Source organism: Methylosinus sp. PW1 (assembly GCF_000745215.1).
In the GTDB taxonomy this organism is placed as follows: Bacteria; Pseudomonadota; Alphaproteobacteria; order Rhizobiales; family Beijerinckiaceae; genus Methylosinus.
Window position 1 is genome coordinate 157,251 of sequence record NZ_JQNK01000004.1, and the last position, 22,519, is coordinate 179,769.

The 22,519-nt window shown below is 64.1% G+C and carries 14 protein-coding genes; 9 read left to right on the forward strand and 5 right to left on the reverse strand.

Annotated features, from left to right (window positions below; genetic code table 11):
* Positions 1-33: 33 nt before the first annotated feature.
* Both K369_RS04050 and K369_RS04055 read right to left on the reverse strand, forming a co-directional pair.
* Complete coding sequence (locus tag K369_RS04050) at positions 34-375, reverse strand: TIGR02300 family protein (protein WP_036288111.1); 342 nt, start codon at positions 373-375, stop codon at positions 34-36.
* 31 nt (positions 376-406) lie between these two features.
* Positions 407-616, reverse strand: coding sequence for a cold-shock protein (locus K369_RS04055; protein ID WP_036288113.1), 210 nt, complete (start codon positions 614-616; stop codon positions 407-409).
* A 406-nt stretch (positions 617-1,022) separates the two neighbouring features.
* Between K369_RS04055 and K369_RS04060 the strand changes: the two genes are divergently transcribed.
* Both K369_RS04060 and K369_RS04065 read left to right on the forward strand, forming a co-directional pair.
* Entirely contained in the window at positions 1,023-1,538 is a 516-nt protein-coding gene (locus K369_RS04060; protein ID WP_036288224.1) for a YchJ family protein, read from the forward strand.
* A 97-nt stretch (positions 1,539-1,635) separates the two neighbouring features.
* Positions 1,636-3,573, forward strand: a complete 1,938-nt coding sequence (locus tag K369_RS04065) for a CHASE2 domain-containing protein (protein WP_036288115.1) — start codon at positions 1,636-1,638, stop codon at positions 3,571-3,573.
* Between the two features lie 9 nt (positions 3,574-3,582).
* Here the strand turns inward: K369_RS04065 and K369_RS04070 are convergent, their stop codons facing one another.
* On the reverse strand, positions 3,583-4,212 hold the full coding sequence (locus K369_RS04070) for a FecR domain-containing protein (protein ID WP_051948979.1): 630 nt from the start codon (positions 4,210-4,212) through the stop codon (positions 3,583-3,585).
* A 314-nt stretch (positions 4,213-4,526) separates the two neighbouring features.
* Here K369_RS04070 and K369_RS04075 point away from each other — a divergent pair, with 314 nt between their 5' ends.
* Positions 4,527-5,603 (forward strand): aminotransferase class III-fold pyridoxal phosphate-dependent enzyme, encoded by a 1,077-nt coding sequence (locus tag K369_RS04075; protein WP_036288121.1) that lies wholly within the window; start codon positions 4,527-4,529, stop codon positions 5,601-5,603.
* A gap of 141 nt (positions 5,604-5,744) precedes the next feature.
* Here K369_RS04075 and K369_RS04080 read toward each other — a convergent pair whose 3' ends face one another.
* The gene (locus K369_RS04080; RefSeq protein WP_036288124.1) at positions 5,745-7,118 is read right to left on the reverse strand and encodes a HAMP domain-containing sensor histidine kinase; all 1,374 of its coding nucleotides are present in this window, start codon (positions 7,116-7,118) and stop codon (positions 5,745-5,747) included.
* Positions 7,115-7,792, reverse strand: coding sequence for a response regulator transcription factor (locus tag K369_RS04085; protein WP_036288229.1), 678 nt, complete (start codon positions 7,790-7,792; stop codon positions 7,115-7,117). Before K369_RS04085 ends, K369_RS04080 begins: the two co-directional genes overlap by 4 nt.
* A 371-nt stretch (positions 7,793-8,163) precedes the next feature.
* Between K369_RS04085 and K369_RS04090 the strand changes: the two genes are divergently transcribed.
* The 6 genes from K369_RS04090 to K369_RS04115 all read left to right on the forward strand — a co-directional run bounded on the left by K369_RS04090 (position 8,164) and on the right by K369_RS04115 (position 22,479).
* Positions 8,164-8,589, forward strand: a complete 426-nt coding sequence (locus tag K369_RS04090; RefSeq protein WP_156967682.1) for a hypothetical protein — start codon at positions 8,164-8,166, stop codon at positions 8,587-8,589.
* 81 nt (positions 8,590-8,670) lie between these two features.
* Entirely contained in the window at positions 8,671-10,911 is a 2,241-nt protein-coding gene (locus tag K369_RS04095; protein ID WP_036288130.1) for a TonB-dependent siderophore receptor, read from the forward strand.
* 34 nt (positions 10,912-10,945) lie between these two features.
* A complete protein-coding gene (locus K369_RS04100; RefSeq protein ID WP_036288133.1) occupies positions 10,946-12,187 on the forward strand; it encodes a PepSY domain-containing protein in 1,242 nt (413 codons plus the stop codon).
* Positions 12,188-12,575: 388 nt separating this feature from the next.
* Positions 12,576-12,800, forward strand: coding sequence for an MbtH family protein (locus K369_RS04105; RefSeq protein WP_036288136.1), 225 nt, complete (start codon positions 12,576-12,578; stop codon positions 12,798-12,800).
* Positions 12,801-12,920: 120 nt separating this feature from the next.
* Positions 12,921-13,814: a cupin-like domain-containing protein gene (locus K369_RS04110; protein WP_051948981.1), complete on the forward strand. Its 894-nt coding sequence runs from the start codon at positions 12,921-12,923 to the stop codon at positions 13,812-13,814.
* A 52-nt stretch (positions 13,815-13,866) separates the two neighbouring features.
* Positions 13,867-22,479 (forward strand): non-ribosomal peptide synthetase, encoded by an 8,613-nt coding sequence (locus K369_RS04115; protein WP_036288139.1) that lies wholly within the window; start codon positions 13,867-13,869, stop codon positions 22,477-22,479.
* The last annotated feature ends 40 nt before the right edge of the window (positions 22,480-22,519 follow it).

A 22,519-nucleotide genomic window follows, 5' to 3' on the forward strand; every position in this document is an offset into this window, starting at 1 on the left:
ACGGAGAATAGCGTTCTAACGGAGAATAGCGTTCTAGAGGAGGTCGTCGATCTCCTCGATCTTGTCGTCGTCGTCGATCGGCGGCGGGACGCTGTCGTCGGCTTCCGCGTCTTCGTCCACCTCTTCCTCGGTCTCCGTTTCCTCCTCGGCTTCCGTCTCAGTCGATGAGATGGCGTCGCTCGAAGGCTGGTCGCCGATGCGCGCGTCGCCGGCCATGGAGCGATACGGAGCCCTCCGCGGAAGCGAGCGCGGCAGCTCCACGACTTGGAAGATCGCCGCGCATTTCGGACAGGTGATCGGCTCGCGATTGAGATCGAAAAACGCGGCGCCACAGCTCAGGCATCGGCGCTTTGCGCCAAGTTCGGCTTTCGCCACGGCCTTCTCCTCTTGGTCGAGAATTCGGGCTTCAGGCGACCTGCAGCTGGTCGGCCGAAGATTTGCCGCTGCGCTTGTCGATGACGGTCTCGTAAGAAATCTTCTGGCTTTCCGCGAGGCCGCGAAGCCCTGCGCGCTCCACCGCGCTGATGTGGACGAAAACATCCGCGCTGCCGGAGTCCGGCTGGATGAAGCCGAAGCCCTTCTGCGAGTCGAACCACTTCACAATGCCGGTTTGCATGCGTTTTCCTTATCCCTCGAGAGGAAGTCTGGCGGCCGCGGTCTCGCGGTCGCATGAGATCGAAGCTCTGGGAGGAAAGTCGCACGCCGACGCGCCAAAAGGCGGGAAAGCTCGTTCGTTCGGCCGAAACTCGATTTACGAGATATAGGGCGTCGGGGCGAAAATGCAACAGACGGGTTTGGTGGTGGTAGCGTGCTGGCGTCGCCGCCGGATGCGATCGGCGCATATTATTCCGCGACATGCGAATTCCGGCGCTGAAAAAAACAGTTGAACCTCGGGACACAGGCTGCTTACTGCTCGAAGATTCCCCTTCTGGAGCGCTTTTCGATCCAATCGGCAGCGTTCTCTCATGGACGCGCGCTCCGTCGATCGGACCGCGCCCGAGCAAAAGAATGAGCCGTCCCGAATGACCGATCAGCCCTGTCCCTGCCGCGCCCAGGACGCCGAGCCGGCGTCTCTCTCCGCTTGCTGCGGTCCTCATGTCGAAGGGGCGACGCCCGCGCCGACCGCCGAGGCGCTGATGCGCTCGCGCTACACGGCCTATGTTCTCGGCCGCATCGATTATCTGGAGACTACTCTCGCGCCCGAGCGTCGGGCCAGCTTCCACCGCGCGGCGGCCACCGATTGGTCGAAAAAATCGCAATGGCTCGGCCTCGATATAGAAGCGACGGAGGCGGGCCAGCCCGGCGACGCCACCGGCCATGTGGAATTCACCGCGCATTATATTTCGGAAGGCCTGCGTCTCACGCATCGGGAGAAATCCCTGTTTCGCTTCGACGAAGCCGATCAGCGCTGGTATTTCGTCGAGGGCGAGGGCCGCAAGAGCGCGCCGGTCGTCCGGCAGCCGAGGCCGGGACGCAATGACCCTTGTTCTTGCGGATCGGGCAAAAAATACAAAAAATGCTGCGGAGCGGCGGCCTGAGATCGCGCCGCGCGCCGGATTGACCCTAGCGCCAGCGCTGTAGCACAAGGCGTCGGCGCGCGCTCTCTCCTCGGCCGGCGCCAAAGGCCCGCATCGCATGATCGACCGGCGACGCCAGCTCAAACGCCTTCTCACGGCGCCGGCCGTCGTCGGCGGCGTCGGCGCTCTGATCTTCGCAGCTCTCTCGGCCAGGGATCTCCACGGATTCGCGAGCGTGCTGCGCGAGCGCGCGATCGACGCGCTACAGCGGGTCGCCCCGCGCGAGACAGGGCGCGCCGGCGTGCTGGTCGTCGATATCGACTCGGCGAGCGTCGCCCGCGCCGGCGGCTGGCCGCTTCCGCGCGACGACATGGCGCGGCTCGCGGCGCGCATTCTCGACGGACGTCCCGCGGCGCTCGCTTTCGACATTTTCTTCGACAGATCCGATCGGCATTCCCTGCGCGCTCATATCGAGGGCGTGTCCGATCCGAAATTGCGCGCCGAGCTCGCGCCGATTCTCGCGCAGGCGCCGGATCCAGATCACGAATTCGGCGAGACGCTCGAGCGCGGCCAGACAATTCTGGCGGCGCTGGCGGGCGGCGCGGCGCCGCCGGCCGCGTTCAATTTCGTGGAGGTCCAAGAGCCGTCCAGCCTGAAATATGCGCGTCCCATCTCCGGCGTAATCGCTCCGCACGAGCCGCTCGCGGCCGAGGCTCTGGGTCTCGGCGTATCGTCGCTGTTCGGCGAGGAGGGCGGGGTGGTGCGCCGAGCGCCGCTGCTGTTCTCCGTCGGCGATCGGCTCGTTCCCGGCCTCGCGCTGGAGGCGACCCGCGTCGCCGAAAATGTCGCCATGCTCTCTGTCGAAGGCGGTCGGCTCGAGATCGGGGCGCGCCGCGCGCCTTTGGGCGAGGGCGGCGCGCTGCGCCTGCGCTGGTCCCATCCCGCCCATTGGGCGCAGCGCACGATCTCGGCCGCCGACCTTCTCGAAGGGCGCCTCGCGCCCGAGCGGTTCGCGGGACAATTGGTCATCATCGGCGCCAGCGCGCCGCAGGCGGGAGCGCTGCGTCCGACCCCGCTCGGCCCGCTGACCCCCAGCGTGCAGATCCACGCCGAAGCGGCGGAGCAGCTCCTCGCCGGAATAGCTCCGTTGCGCCCGAAGCACGCGGTCGCGATGGAAGTCGGCGCGGCCCTCGTCCTCGCCGCCGCCGCTGCCGCCGTCGCCGCGCGGGTCGGCCCCATGACGGCCTTCGCCCTGCAGTCGGCTCTGTCGGCGCTCTGGATCGTCGTCGCCGCGACGGCGCTTATCTTTCAGAATATCGTCCTCGATCCCGCCGGACCTCCGCTCATCGTCCTGCTCTCCGGCAATATGGCCGCGGCGGCGGCCTTCGCCCGCACGCGCCAGATGAAGGCGTTCATCTCGCGCAAATTCGAGCAATATCTTTCTGTCGACGTCGTGCGCGAGATCATCGCCCATCCCGAGCGTCTGCGGCGCGAGGGCGAGATGCGCATCGTCACGGCGCTCTTCACCGATATCGAAAATTTCACCCCCATGACGCAACGCCTCGCGCCCCGCGACCTCATCGCTCTGCTCGACGTCTATCTCGGCGGGCTGGAGCGCATCGTCACCGATCATGGCGGCATGGTGGACGGCGTGGCCGGCGACGCCATTCACGCCTTTTTCAACGTGCCGCTGGAGCGCGCCGATCATGTCGACGCCGCCATCGACTGCGCCGCGGCGATCGTCGAATTTTCGGAGAGCTTCCGCAAAGAGCCGCTGGCGGCGCAGGCCGGCTTCGGGCGCACGCGCGTCGGCGTCGAGACGGGGCCGGCGATCGTCGGCGATGTCGGCGGCGCGCGCCGATTGAACTACACCGCCTATGGCGACGCGGTGATCGTCGCGGCGCGGCTGGAGCAGGCGAACAAGCAGTTCGATTCGCAAATCTGCATCGGACCGGGCGCGGCGGCGGCGGCGCGGCGCGATTTGGCGCCGCTCGGCATGCTGCGGCTCAAAGGCCTGCCAGAGGACACGATGATCTTCACGCTCGCCGGGGAGTGACGCGCCGCGTCAGCGGACGGACTCCAGCGCCTCCTCGATGCGCTTCGCCCCCCATTTCGTCACCGGGCTCGGCTCCGAGGGCTCAGCGTCGAGCAGACCGGGAAGGAAGACCACGCGAGGCGGCGGGAAATCGACGCCTTCTCCCGCCGTCAGCCGCACGGAGCCCGACCGGGTGACGACGTCGACGGCGCCTTTCTGGACGAAAACGCCGAAAACCCCTCGGCTGGGGCCGGCGAAAAACACCGTGCCGCGCGCCGACAAAAGCCCGTAGGGCGTCTCGAGGTCGAAGCTTTTTTCGGCCCCGTTGGCGCGGTCGATCAGCACGGCCCCCTCTTCCAGAGTGGTCCGGGCGGATAATTTCCCGACGAATTTGTCGACTTTCAGCACCGCATTGGCGCCGAGCCGCAGGCGCGTCGCCGCGCCGAGCTTGAGATCGAGCCGCGACGCCTCGCCGGTGGTGGCGCGATCGTTCAGCAGGACGGCCGCGCCCGCCTCCGCCGGCGAACGCCCATCGGCCCGCTCCAGCGCGGCCTCCCCGCGCGCCGCGACCACAGAGCCGACCGGCTCCGCGTGCGCGATCCCGAGGGAGCCGATCGTGGCGAGGGCCGCGGCGAGGATAGCAAAGTGACGGTTGGACATGACGCAGCTTCCTTTCGCCGCACTTTGGTGCGGCGACGCCGGCGGCGCAAGCCCATTGGAGACCGTCCTCTGGGGAAAGGCGGCGGCGCTCGCGCGATGAGATCGCCAGCCCGAAAGACGGTCTTCTTCTCGCTCGGTCCAAAGGGGCTCGCGACAATCATTTTGCGAAGCGAGCGAGAAGCGGCGGCAGTCGGGCTTCACGGCCCGGCCGGACGGCGACGGGGCCTGTGGCTCCATCCTTGCTTGCGGAATCACGACTGGAGCCGGGCGCGACGCCTCGCAAACGCGCAGCCTTGCCTCTCGAACAGCGGAACATGTCAGGCGCATCGTCAGATCCGGCCAACGAGCCAAACGAGCAAATCGAGCCTGTCCTCGCCAGCGACGGGCCTGCGGCGGCGACTCCGCTCGACTTTTCCGGCGCCTCGCCGGACGATTTCGCTGGATCGGCGGAGCTATCGGAAGAGGCTCAGGAGGCGGCCGAGCTCTCCGACGCGCTCTGCGCTCAGATCACGCCACTGTCTTTTGGCGATCGCGTCTTCTTGTTTCAGTCCGAGGCGGAGGCATGGCGCTACGCAGTCGAGACGATGCGGCGTCACCATCGGATCGTCGGCCGCCCAAAGCGACGCCGGCTCATCGTCTGCGTCGGAGCCTCGGACGGAGCGGCGGGCTTGCCCCCCGGCTTGGAAGCCGATGGCGATGTCGTGCTGCTCCAAACCGACGATCCGGGCGCATTGGCCACGGAAATCGACAGTCGGACGGCTGGAATGCTGATCGCTCCGGTGAGGACGAAATCCGGTTTCGAAATCGTTCCGGGAGGGCAGCTCGCGCGACTGCGCGAGACCGCGGACGAATATGGGCTCGTCCTCGCTTACGACGAAAGTTCTTGCGGCTTCGGGCGCTCGGGCATGCTGTGGGCGCATGAATGGACCGGCGTGACCCCGGATGTGATGGTCGCCCTCCATCGGCCGGCGAAGGCGTCGCCGCTGGCGGCGCTGGTTGTCACCCAGAGATTGGCGCGTGGAGCGCCGGGCCACCCGCCTCTCGTCGATCGGTCGACGCTCGTGAGCGGGCGCGCTCTTATGGATATGCTGGCGGCTCCCGGCTTTCTGGAACGCGTGCAGAATCGAGGCTGGCGTCTCGAAGACCGGCTCACGGAGCTGTTCTACAAGCGCCGCGGGGCGTTCACGGCGCTGAGCGGCATCGGCCTGATGCAGGGCCTGGCGTGTCCGGGAGAGGCGGAGCCGATGCGCGCGTTGCTGGCCGAGCGCGGGCTCCTCACCCGCGCCATGGGATCGTTCCTCGGCCTATTTCCTCCGCTGACGGTCGAGGAAGGCGAAATCGACGCGGCAGTCTCCATCATCGACGCGGTCTGCGCGCGGGAGACGCAATGAGAGCCGACGCGATCACGCCGGGCATTGCGATGATGCGGAGCGATGATCGGCGCGACGGAAATCAAAGGATCGCGCGTCGCTATCGAACGTATCGAGGCGCGAGGCCTTCATCGATATCTCGGACGTGCGATTTGCCGCATCTCACTCTTGCGGCAGCCGCCGAAAAGAGAGCTTGAACGTCGCTCCTCCGCCTTCGGTGTCGCCGACGATGATTTGGCCGCCGAGGCGCGTCATCAGCTCTCTCGCGATCGTCAGGCCGAGACCCGTTCCTGGCGGCGTCTCGCTCTTGCGCCAGAACGGCTCGAAAATGAGCTCGCGATCCGCTTCCGCGATTCCTTCGCCATGGTCGATGACCTCGACCATGGCGTCGGCGCCGACACGGACGATCACAGATCCGCCTTCGGGCTCGGCGCGTAGCGCATTGTCGACGAGATTGGAGAGAACGGACTCGAGGGCCGCGCGATTTCCGCTGACAAAGACAGCGGAATTGGGAGCATCGAATTCGATCTGGCGACCATTCTGAACGGCGAGCAGCAGCGCATCGGCGGCGACGCGCCGGCTCGAGGCCACGAGATCGACCTCTTCTGTCGAGCGGGCAGGGCTGTCCGACAGGCGGGTCGTCGCCAGCAATTGCTCGACGATATTGCGAATGCGGTGCGCGTCGCCTTGCAGATCGAGGAGAAAGCTCGGCTGCTTCGGAGCGTCGAGGCGCGCGGTCAAAATCGCGACAGGGGTGCGCAATTCATGAGCGGCGTTGGCGGTGAAACGGCGCAGCCGCGCGGCTCCGGCGTCGAGACGCTCCAGCGCCTGATTGAAGGCGACGACCAGCGGCCGGACTTCCGCGGGCGTCGTTGCGGCGGGAAGACGTTGCTCGAGCGTGTCCATGTCGATCCGCGCGGCCTCGGCGGCGATGTCGCGCAGCGGGGCGAGCCCGCGGCGCACGGCGAACCAGCTCGTCAAAATGGAAAAGAGCATGGCGGGGCCGAAATAGGCGCTCATCCATTTGGCGTCGTAGAACATCGATACAAATATGTCCGGCCAACGAAATGCGAAGCCGTGGACGCCGATCGACACGGGGCCGTAGGGCGTCTCTCGCGATTGGAGATAACCGGTCGGTCGGCCGCGCCGATCCGGGTCCAGCGAGAAATGAACCCAGCTCGGATGTAGAGCGCGAAGGCTCGTCAATGCCGTCACGAGCTCGGGCGAAGAGCCGCGGGCGGGCCGCATCTCGAGCGGCTCGAACACCGCATATTTCAGCTTCGGATTATGCGCCAATTCGGCGAGCAGCGCCTGTGTGGGCTCGACTCGCAGCGCCCCGTCTGCGCCGCGTTCGATAGACGCCATGATCAGCTCGCGCGTGCGTGGATAGGCGATCTCATCGAGCGAGGTCGCAAAATCCTCCAGCCCGAAGAGGCCGAGAACGAGCGCGCAGATCCATCCCGCGCCGACCGCGACGAGCTGCGCGGCCAAGAGATAGGCGGCCGCCCGCAACGCCAGCGAAGGGCCTCCGCTCATCGCGCGGCTTCCGTCAGCATATAGCCGATGCCGCGCGCGAGATGAATCGTGACGCCGGCGCCGAAGGATTCGAGCCGCTTGCGCAATCGCCAGACGAGCGTGTCGAGCGTATGCGGCTGGATTTCGGCGTCGAGGCCGTAAACCTCATCCAGCAAGGCTTCACGCGCTATGACACGATCGGCGCGCCGCATCAGCGCTTCGAGCAGCGCGAGCTCGCGCCGATGCAAGCCGACGGGTCGGCCGCCGATCGTCACCTCGCGACTGGCGAGGTCCAGGGCGAGATTGGCGACGGCGAGCGAAGGCTGCGGCTCGGCTCCAGGACGCCTCAGGCAGGCCCGGATCCGCGCCATCAGCTCCGGGCCGCGGAACGGCTTGGCGAGATAGTCGTCCGCCCCCGCGTCGAGCCCGCAAATCGTGTCGTCCAGCGAGTCCAGCGCCGTCAACATTATGATCCGCACGCCGGGCCGCAGCCTGCGCAAATCGGCGACGATCGACAGACCGTCGCCGTCGGGCAGGCGCCGGTCGAGAAGAATAAGACCATAGTCGGCCCTCGTCGCGGCTTCGATCGTCTCCTCGAGCGAGCCGCTGCGATCGACGATGAATTGGGCTTCCGCGACGAGCGAGGCGACCAGTCGCCCCATCTCCGGCTCGTCCTCGACGAGGAGAATACGCATGATCTCACCCTTCTTATAGGGAAAATTTTCTCGAAGAGCGCCTTCTGATCTCGCGATCATCCGAATTTGCTCCCGAGCAGAGTATCTATATAGCGTGAGCATAGCCGATCGGATCAGGTCACGCTGCAGCTCGCGGCCGGCCCGGGACGCCGAGGCCGAAGCCGCGTCGATCTGACGGATACTTTACGATAAATCAATGGCGGGCGCCGTCGGTCGGCCGCCGCTCTGTTGCTCGGATGATACAGTGAGCCAATCTTTGGCGCCGCCTCTCGATATGTGAGACTAAGGGGAGGATCGGTCCGTATTTTCACGGAATCGATCGGCGTAGACTCGATCGGCGGCGACAAATCGAGATGCGGAGGCTCGGCGCCATGACGGCGGCTGAAACTCACACGAAGGGATTGGCGAAAAGGCTCCGTTGGCTTTTCATGAGCTTGGCGGCGCTCTGTTTCGCCCTCCAGGCCTTCGCCGCGATCGGCGGCGGCAGGTCGCCGCATTCGACGACGCCGGAGCTCGGCGCATCGACGCTTTCCGTCGCTTGCGTCGCGCAGAAGTCGGACGCTCATCGGCGCGCCCCCGGCCACGATGAGCCGCCCTGTTGTCTGCTCTTTGGCGCCTGCGACCGCAACTGCGATGCGCCGCCGCCGGCGTTCGACCTCCTCCACGCCTCTCTCGCCGGGTCGCCGGCTTTCGACGCGCCGCGCGGCGGCGTTAGGCCCCCGGTCGACAAGCGCAGCGGCCGGCCGAGCGGCTGGGCGAGTTCCTGGTCGCCCCGCGCGCCGCCCCTTTTCTCCTGAGCCCGAGCAGCGGCGCCGCCGCATCTTCCTTCCTCTCGGCTTTCGCGCGGCCAATGTCGTCGCGCCAGGAGAAATTCAGCTATGAAAGACTCGATCCTCTTGCGGGGCGTTTCCGCATTGGTCCTCATGCTTCCGTCCGTCGCCGCGCTCGCGCAGGAGGCGCTCCCCACGATCGATGTCGCCGGGGAATCCAAGCCGTCTCCCGTCCGCGACGCCTTGGGACCCGCGGCGAAGGAGACCGGCTATGCTCGGTCTTCCGCCGTCAGCGCCACCAAGACCGATGCGCCTCTGCTCGACACGCCGGTGGCGGTGCAGATCATCCCGCATGAGGTGATCGTCGACGAGCAGGCGCTGAACACCATGGAGGCCGTCAAGAATGTCAGCGGCGTGCAAGCCTCGCCGGGCACTTACTATGACAGCTATCTCATTCGCGGCTTCAGGTCCGCGACTTGGCGCAACGGCCTGAAGCTCCAAAACCTCATCGGCGGGGAGGAGATCGCTTTCACCGATCGGGTCGAAATCGTCAAAGGGCCGGCTTCCGTGCTCTATGGGCGCCTCGAGCCCGGCGGCTTCGTCAATGTGGTGACCAAGCGTCCCCAGGAGGAGTTCAAGGCGGAGGCGGAGACGAGGTTCGGCAGCTGGGGATTGTCGCGCACCACCGTGGATATAACCGGCCCGGCGAATGACGAAAAAACTCTGCTCTATCGCGTCATGGGCGCATATGATCACGGCGACTCTTTCACCGATTTCGAACATCGAGACAATGGCGCGGCGGCGCTCTTTCTGACGTTCAGGCCAACTCAGAACTTCGAGTTCAACACCCAGGTCGAGCACTATCAGAAGAAGCAGGCGCAGCCGGACGGGCTCGGCAAAATTCCCGTCAACACGCTTTTCGACGACAATGGTCGCCCCGTGGTCATTCCGGGCTTCAACGATCGTCCGCTGAATCTGTCGAGGCGCTTCTCGATCGGCGATCCGGCCCTTTGGAGCGACTTTCCCTATGTCGTGCACCGAACCGTCGTGGGCTACGACTGGACCTACAAATTCGACGACAAATGGAAGATCACCAATCGCTTCCATTTTGTCACGAATGACGAAAATCAGACCGGCTTCTTCGCCTATGGCGGGTTCGACGGCGTCAATGTCGCGAGGAATTTCAGCAATTACCAGTATCAGCGACGCATCGTCGCGACAAATCTCGATTTGACTGGCGAAATACTGACGGGACCGATCAAGCACAAAACCTTGATCGGAGTCGACTGGTATTCCTACCAAGACGATTCATTTGGCATCGACGCCGCCGGGACCCCGACCTTGCCGCTCAACGTCTATGCGCCGACCTATGGCAATTTGAACGGCTATTTGCATTATCTCGCCGATACGGGACGGGGAAATGCGTTGTTTCGATCCCGCGAGCGAGACTTCGGCGTCTATGCTCAGGACCAGATTTCGTTCTGGGACGATCGCATTCACGTTCTGCTCGGCGGCCGTTGGGACAAAGCCGAGGTCAATTATTCGCGCGTCTATGGAGAGGCGGATGCGCCCTGCTTCCCCGCTTGCACCGCCTATCCGCTGGATCATTTCGCCGATAAGCCGAAGCTGTCGCCTCGCGTCGGCGTCCTGTTCAAGCTCGCCGACGACACGTCGATATTCGGCAGCTATGTCCGGTCGTTCGGCTCGAATAACGGTGTGTCGAGCGACGGAACCATATACCCGCCAGAAGAAGCCCTGCAATGGGAGGCGGGGATCAAGAAGCTCTGGCTCGATGGGAGGGTGACGACGAGCGTTTCCTTGTTCGATATCACCAAGAAAAACGTTCTGGAGCCGGATCCCGTCAACCCCAGCTTCAGCCGCGCCGCAGGCACGGTCGCCAGTCGCGGAATCGAGGTCGACCTGGCTGGAAATCTAACCGAGAATCTGAGCGTGATCGCCAGCTATACGTTCGATTCCGCGAAGATCGTCGACGACCTCGGCAATGGCAACGCCGGCAAGCGCTTCAACAGCGTCGCGCCACATGTCGGAAATATCTGGGCGAAATGGGATACGGCGCCGGGCGTGCAGGAGGGTTGGGAGTTCGGAGGCGGCGTCTACGCCACGGACGATCGCTGGGGTACCGACGCCAACACATGGAAGCTCCCAGGCTATGTCAAGCTGGATGCGATGGGCGCCTATCGCACGGTGATCGAAGGGCACAAAGTCAAGTTTCAACTGAACATCAAGAATCTGACCGACCGACGGTATTTCGAATATAGCGATCGCGTTCAATCCGCCTATTACGCCGCGCCGCGCACCTTTATCGGTTCAGTGAATTTTCAGTGGTGACGAGCGGCGTCCGGCTCTGGAGAGGAGGGAGGCCTTGCGCGGCTTTTTCGTCTTTCTGCATCGCTGGGCCGGACTCGCCATGGCGGCGTTTCTCGTCGTCGTCGGCCTGACCGGCAGCCTGCTCGCCTTCAACACGGAGCTGGAGCGCGTCTTCGCGCCCCAGCTCTTCGCCACGCCGCGAACCGATGCGGCGCCGCTCGAACTCGCGGCTCTGGCGTCACGCGCCGAGGCGCAAGTCCCGCAGGGCCGCGTGATCTCCGTCACCTACGCGGAGCCCGATCAAGTCTCGATCTCCTTCGCGCCGCGGCAGAGTTCTGAGACGCAGGCGCCGTATGATCTCGGCTTCACGGAATTCTTCCTGGATCCATGGACCGGCGCGGAACTCGGCCGACGTAGGCGCGCCGATCTCTCCGAAGGCCTCGTCAATCTGATGCCCTTCATCTACGATCTCCACTGGCGCCTCATGCTCGGCGTCGTCGGCCAGCTGATATTGGGAATCGTGGCGACAATCTGGACGGTCGATTGCTTCGTGGCCTTCTATCTGACCTTTCCGCCGACGACGAAATCCTTTCTGCGGCGCTGGAAGCCGGCATGGCTCGTCAAGCGCAACGCCGGCTTCTACCGCCTGAGCTTCGATCTCCACCGCGCGGGCGGCCTGTGGCTATGGGCGGCGCTGTTCGTCTTCGCCTGGTCGAGCGTGATGATGAATTTGCGGCCCTTCGTCTACGAGCCGGTGATGCGGACACTGTTCGATTTCCGCTCGTCGATCGACCTCTATCTCGCCTTGCCGAAACGCGCCTATCGGCCGCCGGCGCTCGACTGGCGTGCGGCGCAGGAAGCCGGCGAGCGGCTCATCGCCGAGCAATCCGCTCTGCGCGGCTTTACATTCGGCAACGCCTTGGCGCTCTCCTATCTGGAAGAGGCGAACGCCTATATCTATGAGGTCCGCGGCAGCCGCGATCTCTTCGAGCGATCGTCCAAAGGCGGCGCGACGTCGGTGATGTTCGACGGCGACGATGGCCATTTGATCGAGGCGTCGCAGCCCACGGGCGAGCATATCGGCAACACGATCGAGAGCTGGCTCTACGCGCTTCACATGGCGCGTGTTTTCGGCATGCCCTACAGGCTCTTTGTCTGTGCGCTCGGCCTCGCGCTCACGGCTCTGTCGGCGACGGGCGTCTACATCTGGTGGAAAAAGCGAAGAGCCCGCTGCCTTCATGCGCAACGCGACTCGGCCGAGGCGCCGAAATCGGCTGCGCTCCGATCCTCGGAATAACGAGCCTCGCGAGCTCCGCATCGGCAGGCTCTGCGATCGCTATCGCTCGGATGACGGGCGAATAGCGGGCGCCGCTGCGCGCGCTCGTTGCGCGCTTTCTTCTGGTCCACTGCACGGCGACCGACGCTTTCGGCGAGCGACGTTGGTCGGCGATGAAGTCCGCGCGTCCGAAAAGCAATTTCCGAAATTTCGTTGGCATGTTTTGCGACGCCGATCCGTCTAGCTCAGTGAACGAACCGAATGCGGTTGCAGCCCTCTGCAAGACTGCGACAGAGAGGCGCGATGTCGTCGGAGCCAATTCTGTTCGTGGAATATTTCGGCCGCGTCGTGCGCAGCTCATTGTGAACGTTGCGGGCGAACGACAATTCGGATCGAGAGGAGCTTGCTCATGGATCGGGACGACGAGGATCGCACGACCTACACGGTCGTGATCAATCACGAAGAACAATATTCGATATGGCCCGATTACAAGCCTGTTCCCGCCGGCTGGCGCGCTGTCGGCAAAACCGGCCCGAAAGCAGAGTGTCTCGCCTACATCAAAGAGGCATGGACGGATATGCGTCCTTTGAGCTTGCGCCGGCAAATGGCGGAAGCTCAGTCGGAAGCGTCCTGAGCCTGTCCTGTCGCCGATCGTCGGGATGTTGTTGCCGGCGCTGGGCGAGATCGCCTCGCGACGACGCGCGAAATGCGCGTGCGGACTGCGGCCGCAAAAGATCAGAGAGTAGGAGCGGGAATGTCGAAGGCCTACCGCGTCGCAGAGCTGGACCGTCTGTCGCCTGACGATTTTGCGAAATTCTACATTCGTCCCGCGCGGCCGGTGGTCGTGCGCGGCGCCTTGAAAAAATGCGCGGCCCTCTCCGACTGGACCTTCGATTATCTTCGTCGGCACGCCGGCGGCTCGAAGACGCCGCTGAAGGAATGGACTGCTTCCGGGGTCAAAATCTCTCATATGCCATTGGCCGATTATCTGGACGGCTTGGAGCTCTATGAAAAGCGCCGTGCGGCGGGCGAGCCGGTCGGCCAGAGGCCGCTCTATCTGCACGACATTCCTTTGACCAGCGTGTTTCGTGACGCGAGCGCCGATCTCGCGGCCTTTCCTCAAAGCTATTTTCCGTCCTGGTACGGCGCCGATTGGCCCAAATTCGCCCAGATGTTTCTCGGGCCGTCGGCCAGCCTCACGCCGCTGCATTTCGACTGTCTGCTCACTCACAATTTGTTCTTTCAAGTCTCGGGCAGGAAGCGCTTCACGCTATTTTCTCACGACGATCTGCAGCGCTGCTACCCCTACAATTGGCGCTGGTGCAGAGTAGACGTGGAAAATCCCGATCACGAGCGCTATCCGCTCTACCGCGAGGCGCGTGGCGTCGAGATCGTGGTCGGTCCCGGCGATCTGCTCTACATGCCGCCCGGCACGCTGCATCATGTCAGAAGCCTCGACTGCGCTCTGTCCTTCAACGTCGATTGGCACACGAAAGGCAGCGCTCTGAATGGCTTGCTCGCCGTTATGCGCGGCATGCCTCTCCAGAATGTCTACTACAATGCGCTGATCGCTTTCGGCATGTGGGCGGGCGTCCCGTCGAAGCGCGTCATGCCCTTTTACAAATCCTATCTCAGCTACGTGTCGTGACCGATCGGCGCTCCGCGTCCCGGTCAGGAAAGTGCAAAGGAAGCGACGAAAAATGTCGATCGTTCTCGATGGCGTCCAAAAGGCGGAGCTTCCTCTCGCGGCCCGCAATCTCGTCGATCTATTGCGTATCCGCGCCGCCGAGCAGGCGACGAAGCCGGGCTATGTCTTTCTCGACGATGGCGAGAGAGAGGGCGCGCGCCTCAGCTATGCGGATCTCGATCGAAGAGCGCGGGCGATCGCGACGCATTTGACGACGCTGGGACTGACCGGCGCGCGCGCGCTGCTGCTCTATCCGCCGGGCCTGGACTATATCGAGGCCTTTTTCGGCTGCCTTTACGCAGGCGTTATCGCTGTCCCCGCCTACCCGCCATCCGGCCGGCATTTGCAAAGGCTGCAATCGATATTCCGCGACGCGCGACCCGCCGCGATCTTGACGACGGAGGCGCTGCGCCAACGGTTCGAGAACGAGGCCGGCGAGCAATTGGCGCGAATTCCTTGTCCTTGGACGGCGACCGACGTGATCTCTTCCGAGCAGGCGGAAGCGTGGCGCGCTCATGCGCCCGAGCCGGACCAGATCGCTTTCCTGCAATATACGTCGGGCTCGACCGGCGATCCCCGCGGCGTGATGGTCACGCACGCCAATCTGCTCAGCAACCAAGCGCTCATCAAAGAGAGCTTCGGCCATGACGAGCGCTCAGACCTCGTCGGATGGCTGCCGCTCTATCACGATATGGGATTGATCGGGAATATTCTGCAGCCGCTCTATATCGGCGCCACCGCCTATTTGATGTCGCCCATGGCGTTCCTCGAAAAGCCGCTGCGCTGGCTGAAGGCGATCTCCATCTATCGGGCGCATACGAGCGGCGGTCCGAATTTCGCCTTCGATCTCTGTGTGCGCAAGATCAAGGAGGAGGAGAAGCGCGACCTCGATTTGAGTCATTGGCGCATCGCCTTCAGCGGCGCCGAGCCGGTGCGCGCATCGACGCTCGATCGCTTCGCTCGGGGCTTCGCCAGCTCCGGCTTTCGGCGTGACAGCTTCTATCCCTGTTACGGCCTCGCGGAGGCGACGCTGGTGGTGACGGCCCCGACGCGCGACCGGCCTCTTCCCATCGTCGATGTGGATCGGCAGGCATTGGAGGCGCGTCGCGTCGCTCCGTCGCAGGGCGCCAAATCCACGGCTGTCGTCGGCTGTGGCCACGGCTGGCCGGGCTATGACGTTCAGATCGTCGATCCCGAATCGACGAGCATCTGCGCCCCTGGCGAAATCGGCGAAATATGGGTCGCAGGGCCGGGCGTCGCGCTGGGCTATTGGAACAGGCCGGACGATACGGCGCGCGTCTTCCAGGCGAAGATCGCCGAAGGCGATGGGCGCGCCTATCTGCGGACGGGCGATCTCGGTTTCCGGGAGCAGGGAGAGATTTTCGTCGCCGGCCGCCTGAAGGATCTCATCATTGTCGCCGGCCGCAATTTTCATCCGCAGGACATCGAATGCGTGATCGACGAACAGATCGACGGATTGCGGCGCGGCTGCACCGCGGCCTTCTCCGTGACCATCGACGATCGAGAAGCTCTCATTGTCGTGGCGGAGCCGGATCGCTCATACCTAGGCTCATTGGAAACTAGCGCCGGCGAGGCGCTGTTTCGGAAAATTCGCGCTTGCGTCGTCAATGAGATCGATGTCGAGCCGACGGATATCGTTCTCGTGCAGCCCGGCTCGGTTCCGAAAACGTCGAGCGGCAAGCTTCGGCGAGCGGAGTGCCGACAACGCTATCTGTCCGGAGAACTGCGGACCTTGGCGCGCGCGCATTCCGCCGCGCCGTCGCCCGCCGCCGAAACAGAGCGAGCGGAGCGGGCCGACGCCTTCCTGCGCGAGGCGCTCTCCTATCTGGCGCCGGCGCAAAAAGCTGCGCTTCTCACACGTTTTCTCATCTCCAGAGTGGCGCGATCGCTGCGGGCGCCGGAAAGCGATTTCAGCCCCTCGACCTTGCTTTCGCGAAGCGGGCTCTCGTCGCTGCGGGCGATCGAAGTCAAGCATTCGCTCGATTCCGTGCTCGGGATCGAAACGCCGATTGGCGTTCTGCTCTCGGATGCGAGCTTTGCGGAGACCGCTGAAGCGCTCGCTCGGCTCACCGACGACGACGCTCCATCCGCACGCGAGGTCGCTCCGGCGCAGGACCCGCGCGCTCTGTCGCACAGCCAGCACGCGATCTGGACCGTTCATCGGCTCGACGCTGCGAGCAATGTCTATAATCTGCATCTCGCGCTCGAAATCGATGGGCCGTTGGATTTTGCTCGCTTCCATCGGGCGCTGTCGTCGGTCGTCGAGCGTCATGCTCAGCTTCGCACCGTCTATCGCTCCGACTCGGACGGCGTCACGCAGCAAGCGCTTCCCCTCGAAGAGTTGACGGATTGGTTGCGCCGCGAGGATGCGACGGACTGGACGGCGGCGGAGCTGGAAGGCGCGCTGTCGCAGGAAGCCCGGCGTCCGTTCGATCTCGAAGCGCAAGCTCCGTTTCGGATCGTCCTCCACAGCCGAGGCGATGGCCGCTCGACCCTCTTATTCGTCGCACATCACATCGCTGTCGATTTGTGGTCATTGCTGCTTCTGGTCTCGCAGCTCGACGGGGCCTATCTCGCGCCGGAGGCGGGAGACGGCTTTGCGCCGCCCGCGAGCGGGGACTACGCCGAATTCACTCGGCGTGAAGCAAATTATCTCGCTTCCCCTGCCGCGGAGCGAGATTGGAGCTATTGGAGCGATCAGCTCGCCGGCCCACTGCCCGCGCTCGAACTGCCGACGGATTTTCCGCGCCCCTCCGTTCCCGATTATGCCGGAGGATCGGCGCCGCTGCGGCTCGATCGCGAGACGACCCATAGGCTGAAAGAGCTGGCCAAGCGCGAGGGCGTGAGTCTTTTTTCGCTGCTGCTCGCCGTCTATTTTGCGCTTCTTCAACGCGTGACCGGGCAGTCCGATCTCGTCGTCGGAGCGCCCACGAGCGGCCGGTTGGGCCTGGAGACGATCGGTCTCGTCGGAAATTGCGTCAATCCCGTCGCGCTGCGCGTGCGGGCGCCGCCGCAAGACAGCTTCGAAAGCCTGTTGCGCGCGACGCACGCAACGGTGAGGGGCGCGCTCGAGCATCAGCAATTCCCATTTCCGCTGATTGTCGAGCGCCTTCAGCCCCAACGCCGTGACAACCAATGGCCGATCTATCAGAGCTGGTTCGTTCTGCAACAGGCGCAATCGGAGGCGCCGGCGGAATTCGCCGCTCTCGCGCTCGGCGAGGATGGCCCTGCGTTTTCTTTCTGTGAGCGCACAGCGAGATCGTCGAGGCTGCGTGAGCGCGTGGAGATGTTCGACCTCGCGGTGATGGCGGCCGAGGTCGATGAAGAGCTGCTGCTGTCGTTTCAGTTCAAGACGCAGCTGTTCTCCGCGTCCACCATCGAGCGCCTGGCGCGCCGCTACCGATTGCTGCTCGACGGCGTTCTGGACAATCCGCACGCGCCCATCGGCGATCTTCCCATTTTGGAAGAGACGGAACGCGGTGAGCTGATATTCGATTGGAACGACACCTCGGCGGAATTTCCGCGCGACTTGTGCGTTCACGAGCTGTTCGAGGCGCAGGCGCAGCGCACGCCGGACGCTGTGGCGGCGATCTTCGGCGACGATGCTCTCACCTATGCCGAATTGAACGCGCGGGCCAACCGGCTGGCGCGCCATCTCGTCGGACTCGGCGTCGGGCCGGAGACGATCGTGGGTCTGTGCGTCGAGCGTTCGCTGGAGATGGTGGTGGGACTGCTCGGCGTTTTGAAAGCGGGCGGCGCCTATCTGCCGCTCGATCCGGACTATCCATCCGAGCGTCTCGCCTACATGATCGCCGACGCCTCTCCGCGCCTCGTGCTGACGCAGGAGCGTCTGGCGGAGCGTCTTCCGGCGGGGACGCCGCTTCTGCAGCTGGACGCGGAACAGGAGCAGCTCGCGGACGAGAACGCCGAAGCGCTCGGCCGCCGCGCCACGCCGCAGAATCTCGCCTATGTCATCTACACCTCTGGCTCCACAGGAAAGCCCAAGGGCGTCGCCGCGCCGCATCGCGGCGTGGTCAATCGCATCGATTGGATGCAGAAGCGCTATGGCCTGACGGCAGAGGATACGGTCCTGCAGAAGACGCCGTTCGGCTTCGACGTCTCGGCATGGGAGCTTTTCTGGCCGCTGCAGGCCGGCGCGCGCCTCGCGCTGGCGGCGCCGGACGATCATCGCGAGCCTGCGCGCTTGGCGGAGCTCATCCAACGCCATAGCGTCACGACGCTGCATTTCGTGCCGTCGATGCTGCGGGCCTTCTCGAGCGTCGTCGACATGGCGACGCTCGGCTCGCTGCGGCGGGTGATATGCAGCGGCGAGGAGCTTCCCGCTGCGTCGGCGCAGCGCTTTCATGCCGCCACGACGGCGGAGCTTCACAATCTCTACGGCCCGACCGAAGCCTCGATCGACGTCAGCGCCTATCGATGCGCGCCGGACGACGATAGCGAGCGCGTGCCGATCGGCCGGCCGATCTCGAATATTCAGCTCTATATTCTCGATGCGGGTTTCGAGCCGGTTCCGGTCGGCGTCGCCGGAGAATTATGCATCGGCGGCGTCGGCCTCGCGCGCGGCTATCTCGGGCGCGCCGATCTGACGGCCGAGCGCTTTGTCGCGAATCCTTTTGTCGCGGGGGAGCGGATGTATCGCACCGGCGATCTCGCGCGCTGGCGAGCGGACGGCAATATCGAGTTTCTCGGGCGGCTCGATCATCAGGTGAAGATCCGCGGCTTTCGCATCGAGCTGGGCGAGATCGAGGCGGCGCTGCAACGTCTTCCCGATGTGCGCGAGGCGGTTGCGCTCGCATGGACGGATGGCTCGGGCGACAAGCGGCTCGCCGCCTATGTGACGAGTGAGGGCGCGCTGGACTTTGGCGCGCTGAAGATAGCGCTGCGGCGGGAGCTGCCGGATTATATGGTTCCGCAGCTTTTCGTTCGTCTGGAGGCGCTGCCGCTGACGGCGAGCGGCAAGCTCGACCGCAAGGCGCTGCCGGACCCCGATCCAGATGCGCAATCGCGCCGGGACTATGTCGCGCCGCGCACGCCGACGGAAGAGACGCTGTGCCGCGTCTTCGCCGATGTGCTCGGCGTCGAGCGCGTCGGCGTCGACGATAGCTTCTTCGAGCTGGGGGGCGACTCGATTCGCGCCATTCAGCTTGCGAGTCGGTTGAAGCTGGCCGGATATGAGCTGACGCCGCGTCAGCTGTTCCAATATCCAGCCGCGAGCCTGTTGGCGTCGGAACTGACGCTCCGCGCAGAGGCCTCTCCGATATCCGATGTCGAGCGCGCGCTCGCCCAATTCGCATCCCCCTTCGCTCTTGCGGAGCTGGAGGCTGATGACATCGACTGCATCATGCGTCGGCACGGAGATGTCGAGGACCTCTATCCGCTGACGCCGATGCAGGAAGGCATGCTGTTTCACGCCCTGTCCCAGACGGGAACGGGTCTCTACCATATGCAGGAGCGCTACGAGATAAGAGGGCCGCTCGACATCGAGGCTTTCGCCGCCGCTTGGCGCAGCGTGGTCGATCGTCATGCGAGCTTGCGGACCTCTTTCGAATGGGACCTGAAAGGCCGCGCTCATCAGGTGGTGCACAGCCACGCCGCTCTGCCGGTCGACATTCTCGACCTTCGACATTTATCCAATGCCGATCAATCGTCATACATCGACCAATTGCTGAGCAGCGAGCGCGAACGCGGATTCGATCTCGCGACCGCGCCGCTGATGCGTATCAAACTCATCCGAGTCGACGACGACCGGCACATCTGCGTGCGCAGCTTCCATCACATCATCATGGACGACTGGTGCACATCGCCGCTGCTGCTCGACGTGCGCAAGCATTATGCGGCCGGTTTGACAGGGCAGGCCGTCGAGGCCGAACCGGCGGGACAATTCCGGGACTATATCGCCTGGCTGCGAACCAAGGACATGGCGTCGGCGGAAAGCTTCTGGCGCAGCTATCTCGACGGCTTTTCCGAGCCGACGCCGCTCGTGGGCGCCAGAGCGAACGAGGTCCGAGCCGAGGCGGCCGCTTCCGTCGACGACGTCATCGTGACTCTCTCGGCGGAGGATCGGAAAAAGCTCGAAGCGCTCGCGCGCCAGCACCGCTTGACTGTCAACACCTATGTTCAGGGCGCGCTCGCGCTGCTGCTCGGCCGATACGCCGACGTGGATGAGGTCGTGTTCGGCGTGACGGTCGCTGGCCGCCCCATCGATCTTCCGAGCTCAGAGACGGCATTGGGCCTGTTCATCAACGGATTGCCGCTGCGCGTGCGCATCCGTCCAGATCAGCCGATCATCGATTGGTTGAAAGAGATAATGTCCAGCAATTTGGAAATGCGTCAGCATGAGTTCGTTTCTCAATCGATGATCCAGAGCTGGAGCTCCATACCTCGCGCCGACGCGCTCCTGTTCCAACATCTGCTCACTTTCGAGAATGCGCCGATCGACCCCAGCCTGCGCGGAGAAAAGGAGATACTCGATATCGATCTCCTGCAGCTTCGCGTCCACACGAATTATCCGATCACCTTCGTGGCCATTCCAGGCGAGACGCTCACGCTTCGCCTCACTTATGACCGCGATCGGTTCGAGGCGTCGACGGTCGAGCGCATGGCTATGCATTTCAAGCGCGTACTCGAAGAATTGATCGCAAAGAGCGACCGCCGGGTGAGAGACGTGCAGCTTCTGACCCCGGCGGAGCGTCGTCGAACCACAATAGAATGGAACGAGACGGATCACGACTATGGCGAGCCGCTCGATCTCGTGCGACGTTTCGAGGCGCAGGCCGCGCTGCGTCCGGACAGCATCGCCGCCGGCTGTGAGGGCGAGACGCTGACCTATCGCGCGCTCGACGAACGCGCGAACCATATCGCGAGCGCATTGGTCGAGACGGGCGTCGGCCGGGACGATCTCGTCGCCCTTTGGGAGACGCGCGGGCTGAACTTTTTGGCGACTATGCTCGGCGTCTTCAAGGCCGGCGCAGGCTATCTGCCGATCGATCCGGCCTATCCAGATGGGCGTATTTTGCAAGTGCTGAAGGAGGCCGACGTCGAATGGCTTTTGGCCGGAACCGATCATCGGGCGCGAGCGAGCGCGCTCCGCGCGGATCTCGCTGACGCAGAACGGCCGCGTCTGATCGAGCCGATGACGACATGCGCAGCTGCGACGATGAAATCACCGCGCCGCAACGAGCCGCGCAATCTCGCCTTCGTGATCTTCACCTCTGGCTCCACCGGCAAGCCGAAAGGCGTAATGGTCGAGCACAGAGGCATGTTCAACAATCTGATCACGAAAGAACGCGTTCTAGATCTGACCGCGGATGACGTCATCGCGCAGACGGCGTCACAATGCTTCGACATTTCCGTTTGGCAGTTCCTCACGGCGATCGCCATCGGCGCGCGGGTCGAGATTTTCCCCGATGATATATCGCGCGATCCGCAACGGCTGCTCGAAGAGGTCGACCGTCGAAAGGTGACAATACTCGAAGCCGTGCCGTCGATGATCAAGGCGCTGCTCGATGTGGCGGAAGACGACGAAAGACTGGTTCGGCTCCGGTGGCTGCTGCCGTGTGGGGAGGCCTTCACGCCGGAATTATGTCGGCGCTTCATGGCGCGCTTACCGAATATTCGCCTTTTGAACGCCTATGGACCGGCGGAATGCTCGGACGACGTATCCTATTATCCTATCGAGTCGTCGCCCGAAGGAGACGATCTCAGCGTTCCGATCGGCCGGCCTGTCGACAACACGCAGCTCTACATTCTGAATCGGCGCCTCGATTTGGCGCCGGTGGGCGTCGCCGGCGAAATCTGCGTCGCCGGCGTTCAGGTGGGCCGGGGCTATCTCCATCGTCCGGACTTGACCGCGCAATCCTTCGTTCCCGACCCGTTCGGGCCACCCGGCTCGGTCCTCTATCGAACCGGCGACTTGGGACGCTACCGATCGGATGGCGTCATCGAATTCCTGGGCCGCGTGGATCATCAGGTCAAAATTCGCGGACATCGGATCGAGCCGGGGGAGATCGAAGCCTGTCTCGTCACCCATCCGCGCATCGAAGAGGCTTGCGTCGTCGCTCGCCGGCTGTCCAAGAATTTGTATGGGCTGATCGCCTATGTCGTCGCGCCGCAGCTCGATGCGAGCTCTCTTCGAGAGCATGTGTTGCAGACGCTGCCGGAATTCATGGTTCCGAGCGCCTTCATTTGCATGGGGTCTCTGCCGCTCACCTCCAATGGCAAGGTCGACCGCGAGAAATTGCCGGACGTCGACGCCTCCGCCCATGTCTCGCGCGTCTATGTCGCGCCACGCAACGCGACCGAAGAGATTTTGTGCGAAATCTGGTCGGAGGTGCTCGATGCGCCGCGCGTCGGCGTCGAGGACAATTTCTTCGAGCTCGGCGGACATTCTCTGCTCGCGATTCAATTGCGTTCGCGCATTCGCGCCGCCTTCGGCGTCGAAATGCCTCTGCCCGCGGTGTTCGACGCCGCGACTGTGGCGAAGCTCGCCGAGCGCGTCGAAGATTTGATCCTCGCCGACATTGAAGAATTGAGCGACGCCGAGGCGTCTCGCCGTGCGCGAGAGACGGTGGAGGCTGGCGCCTGAGGGCGCGATTCCGCCTTCAGGAAAGAGTCATCCGGAGTGG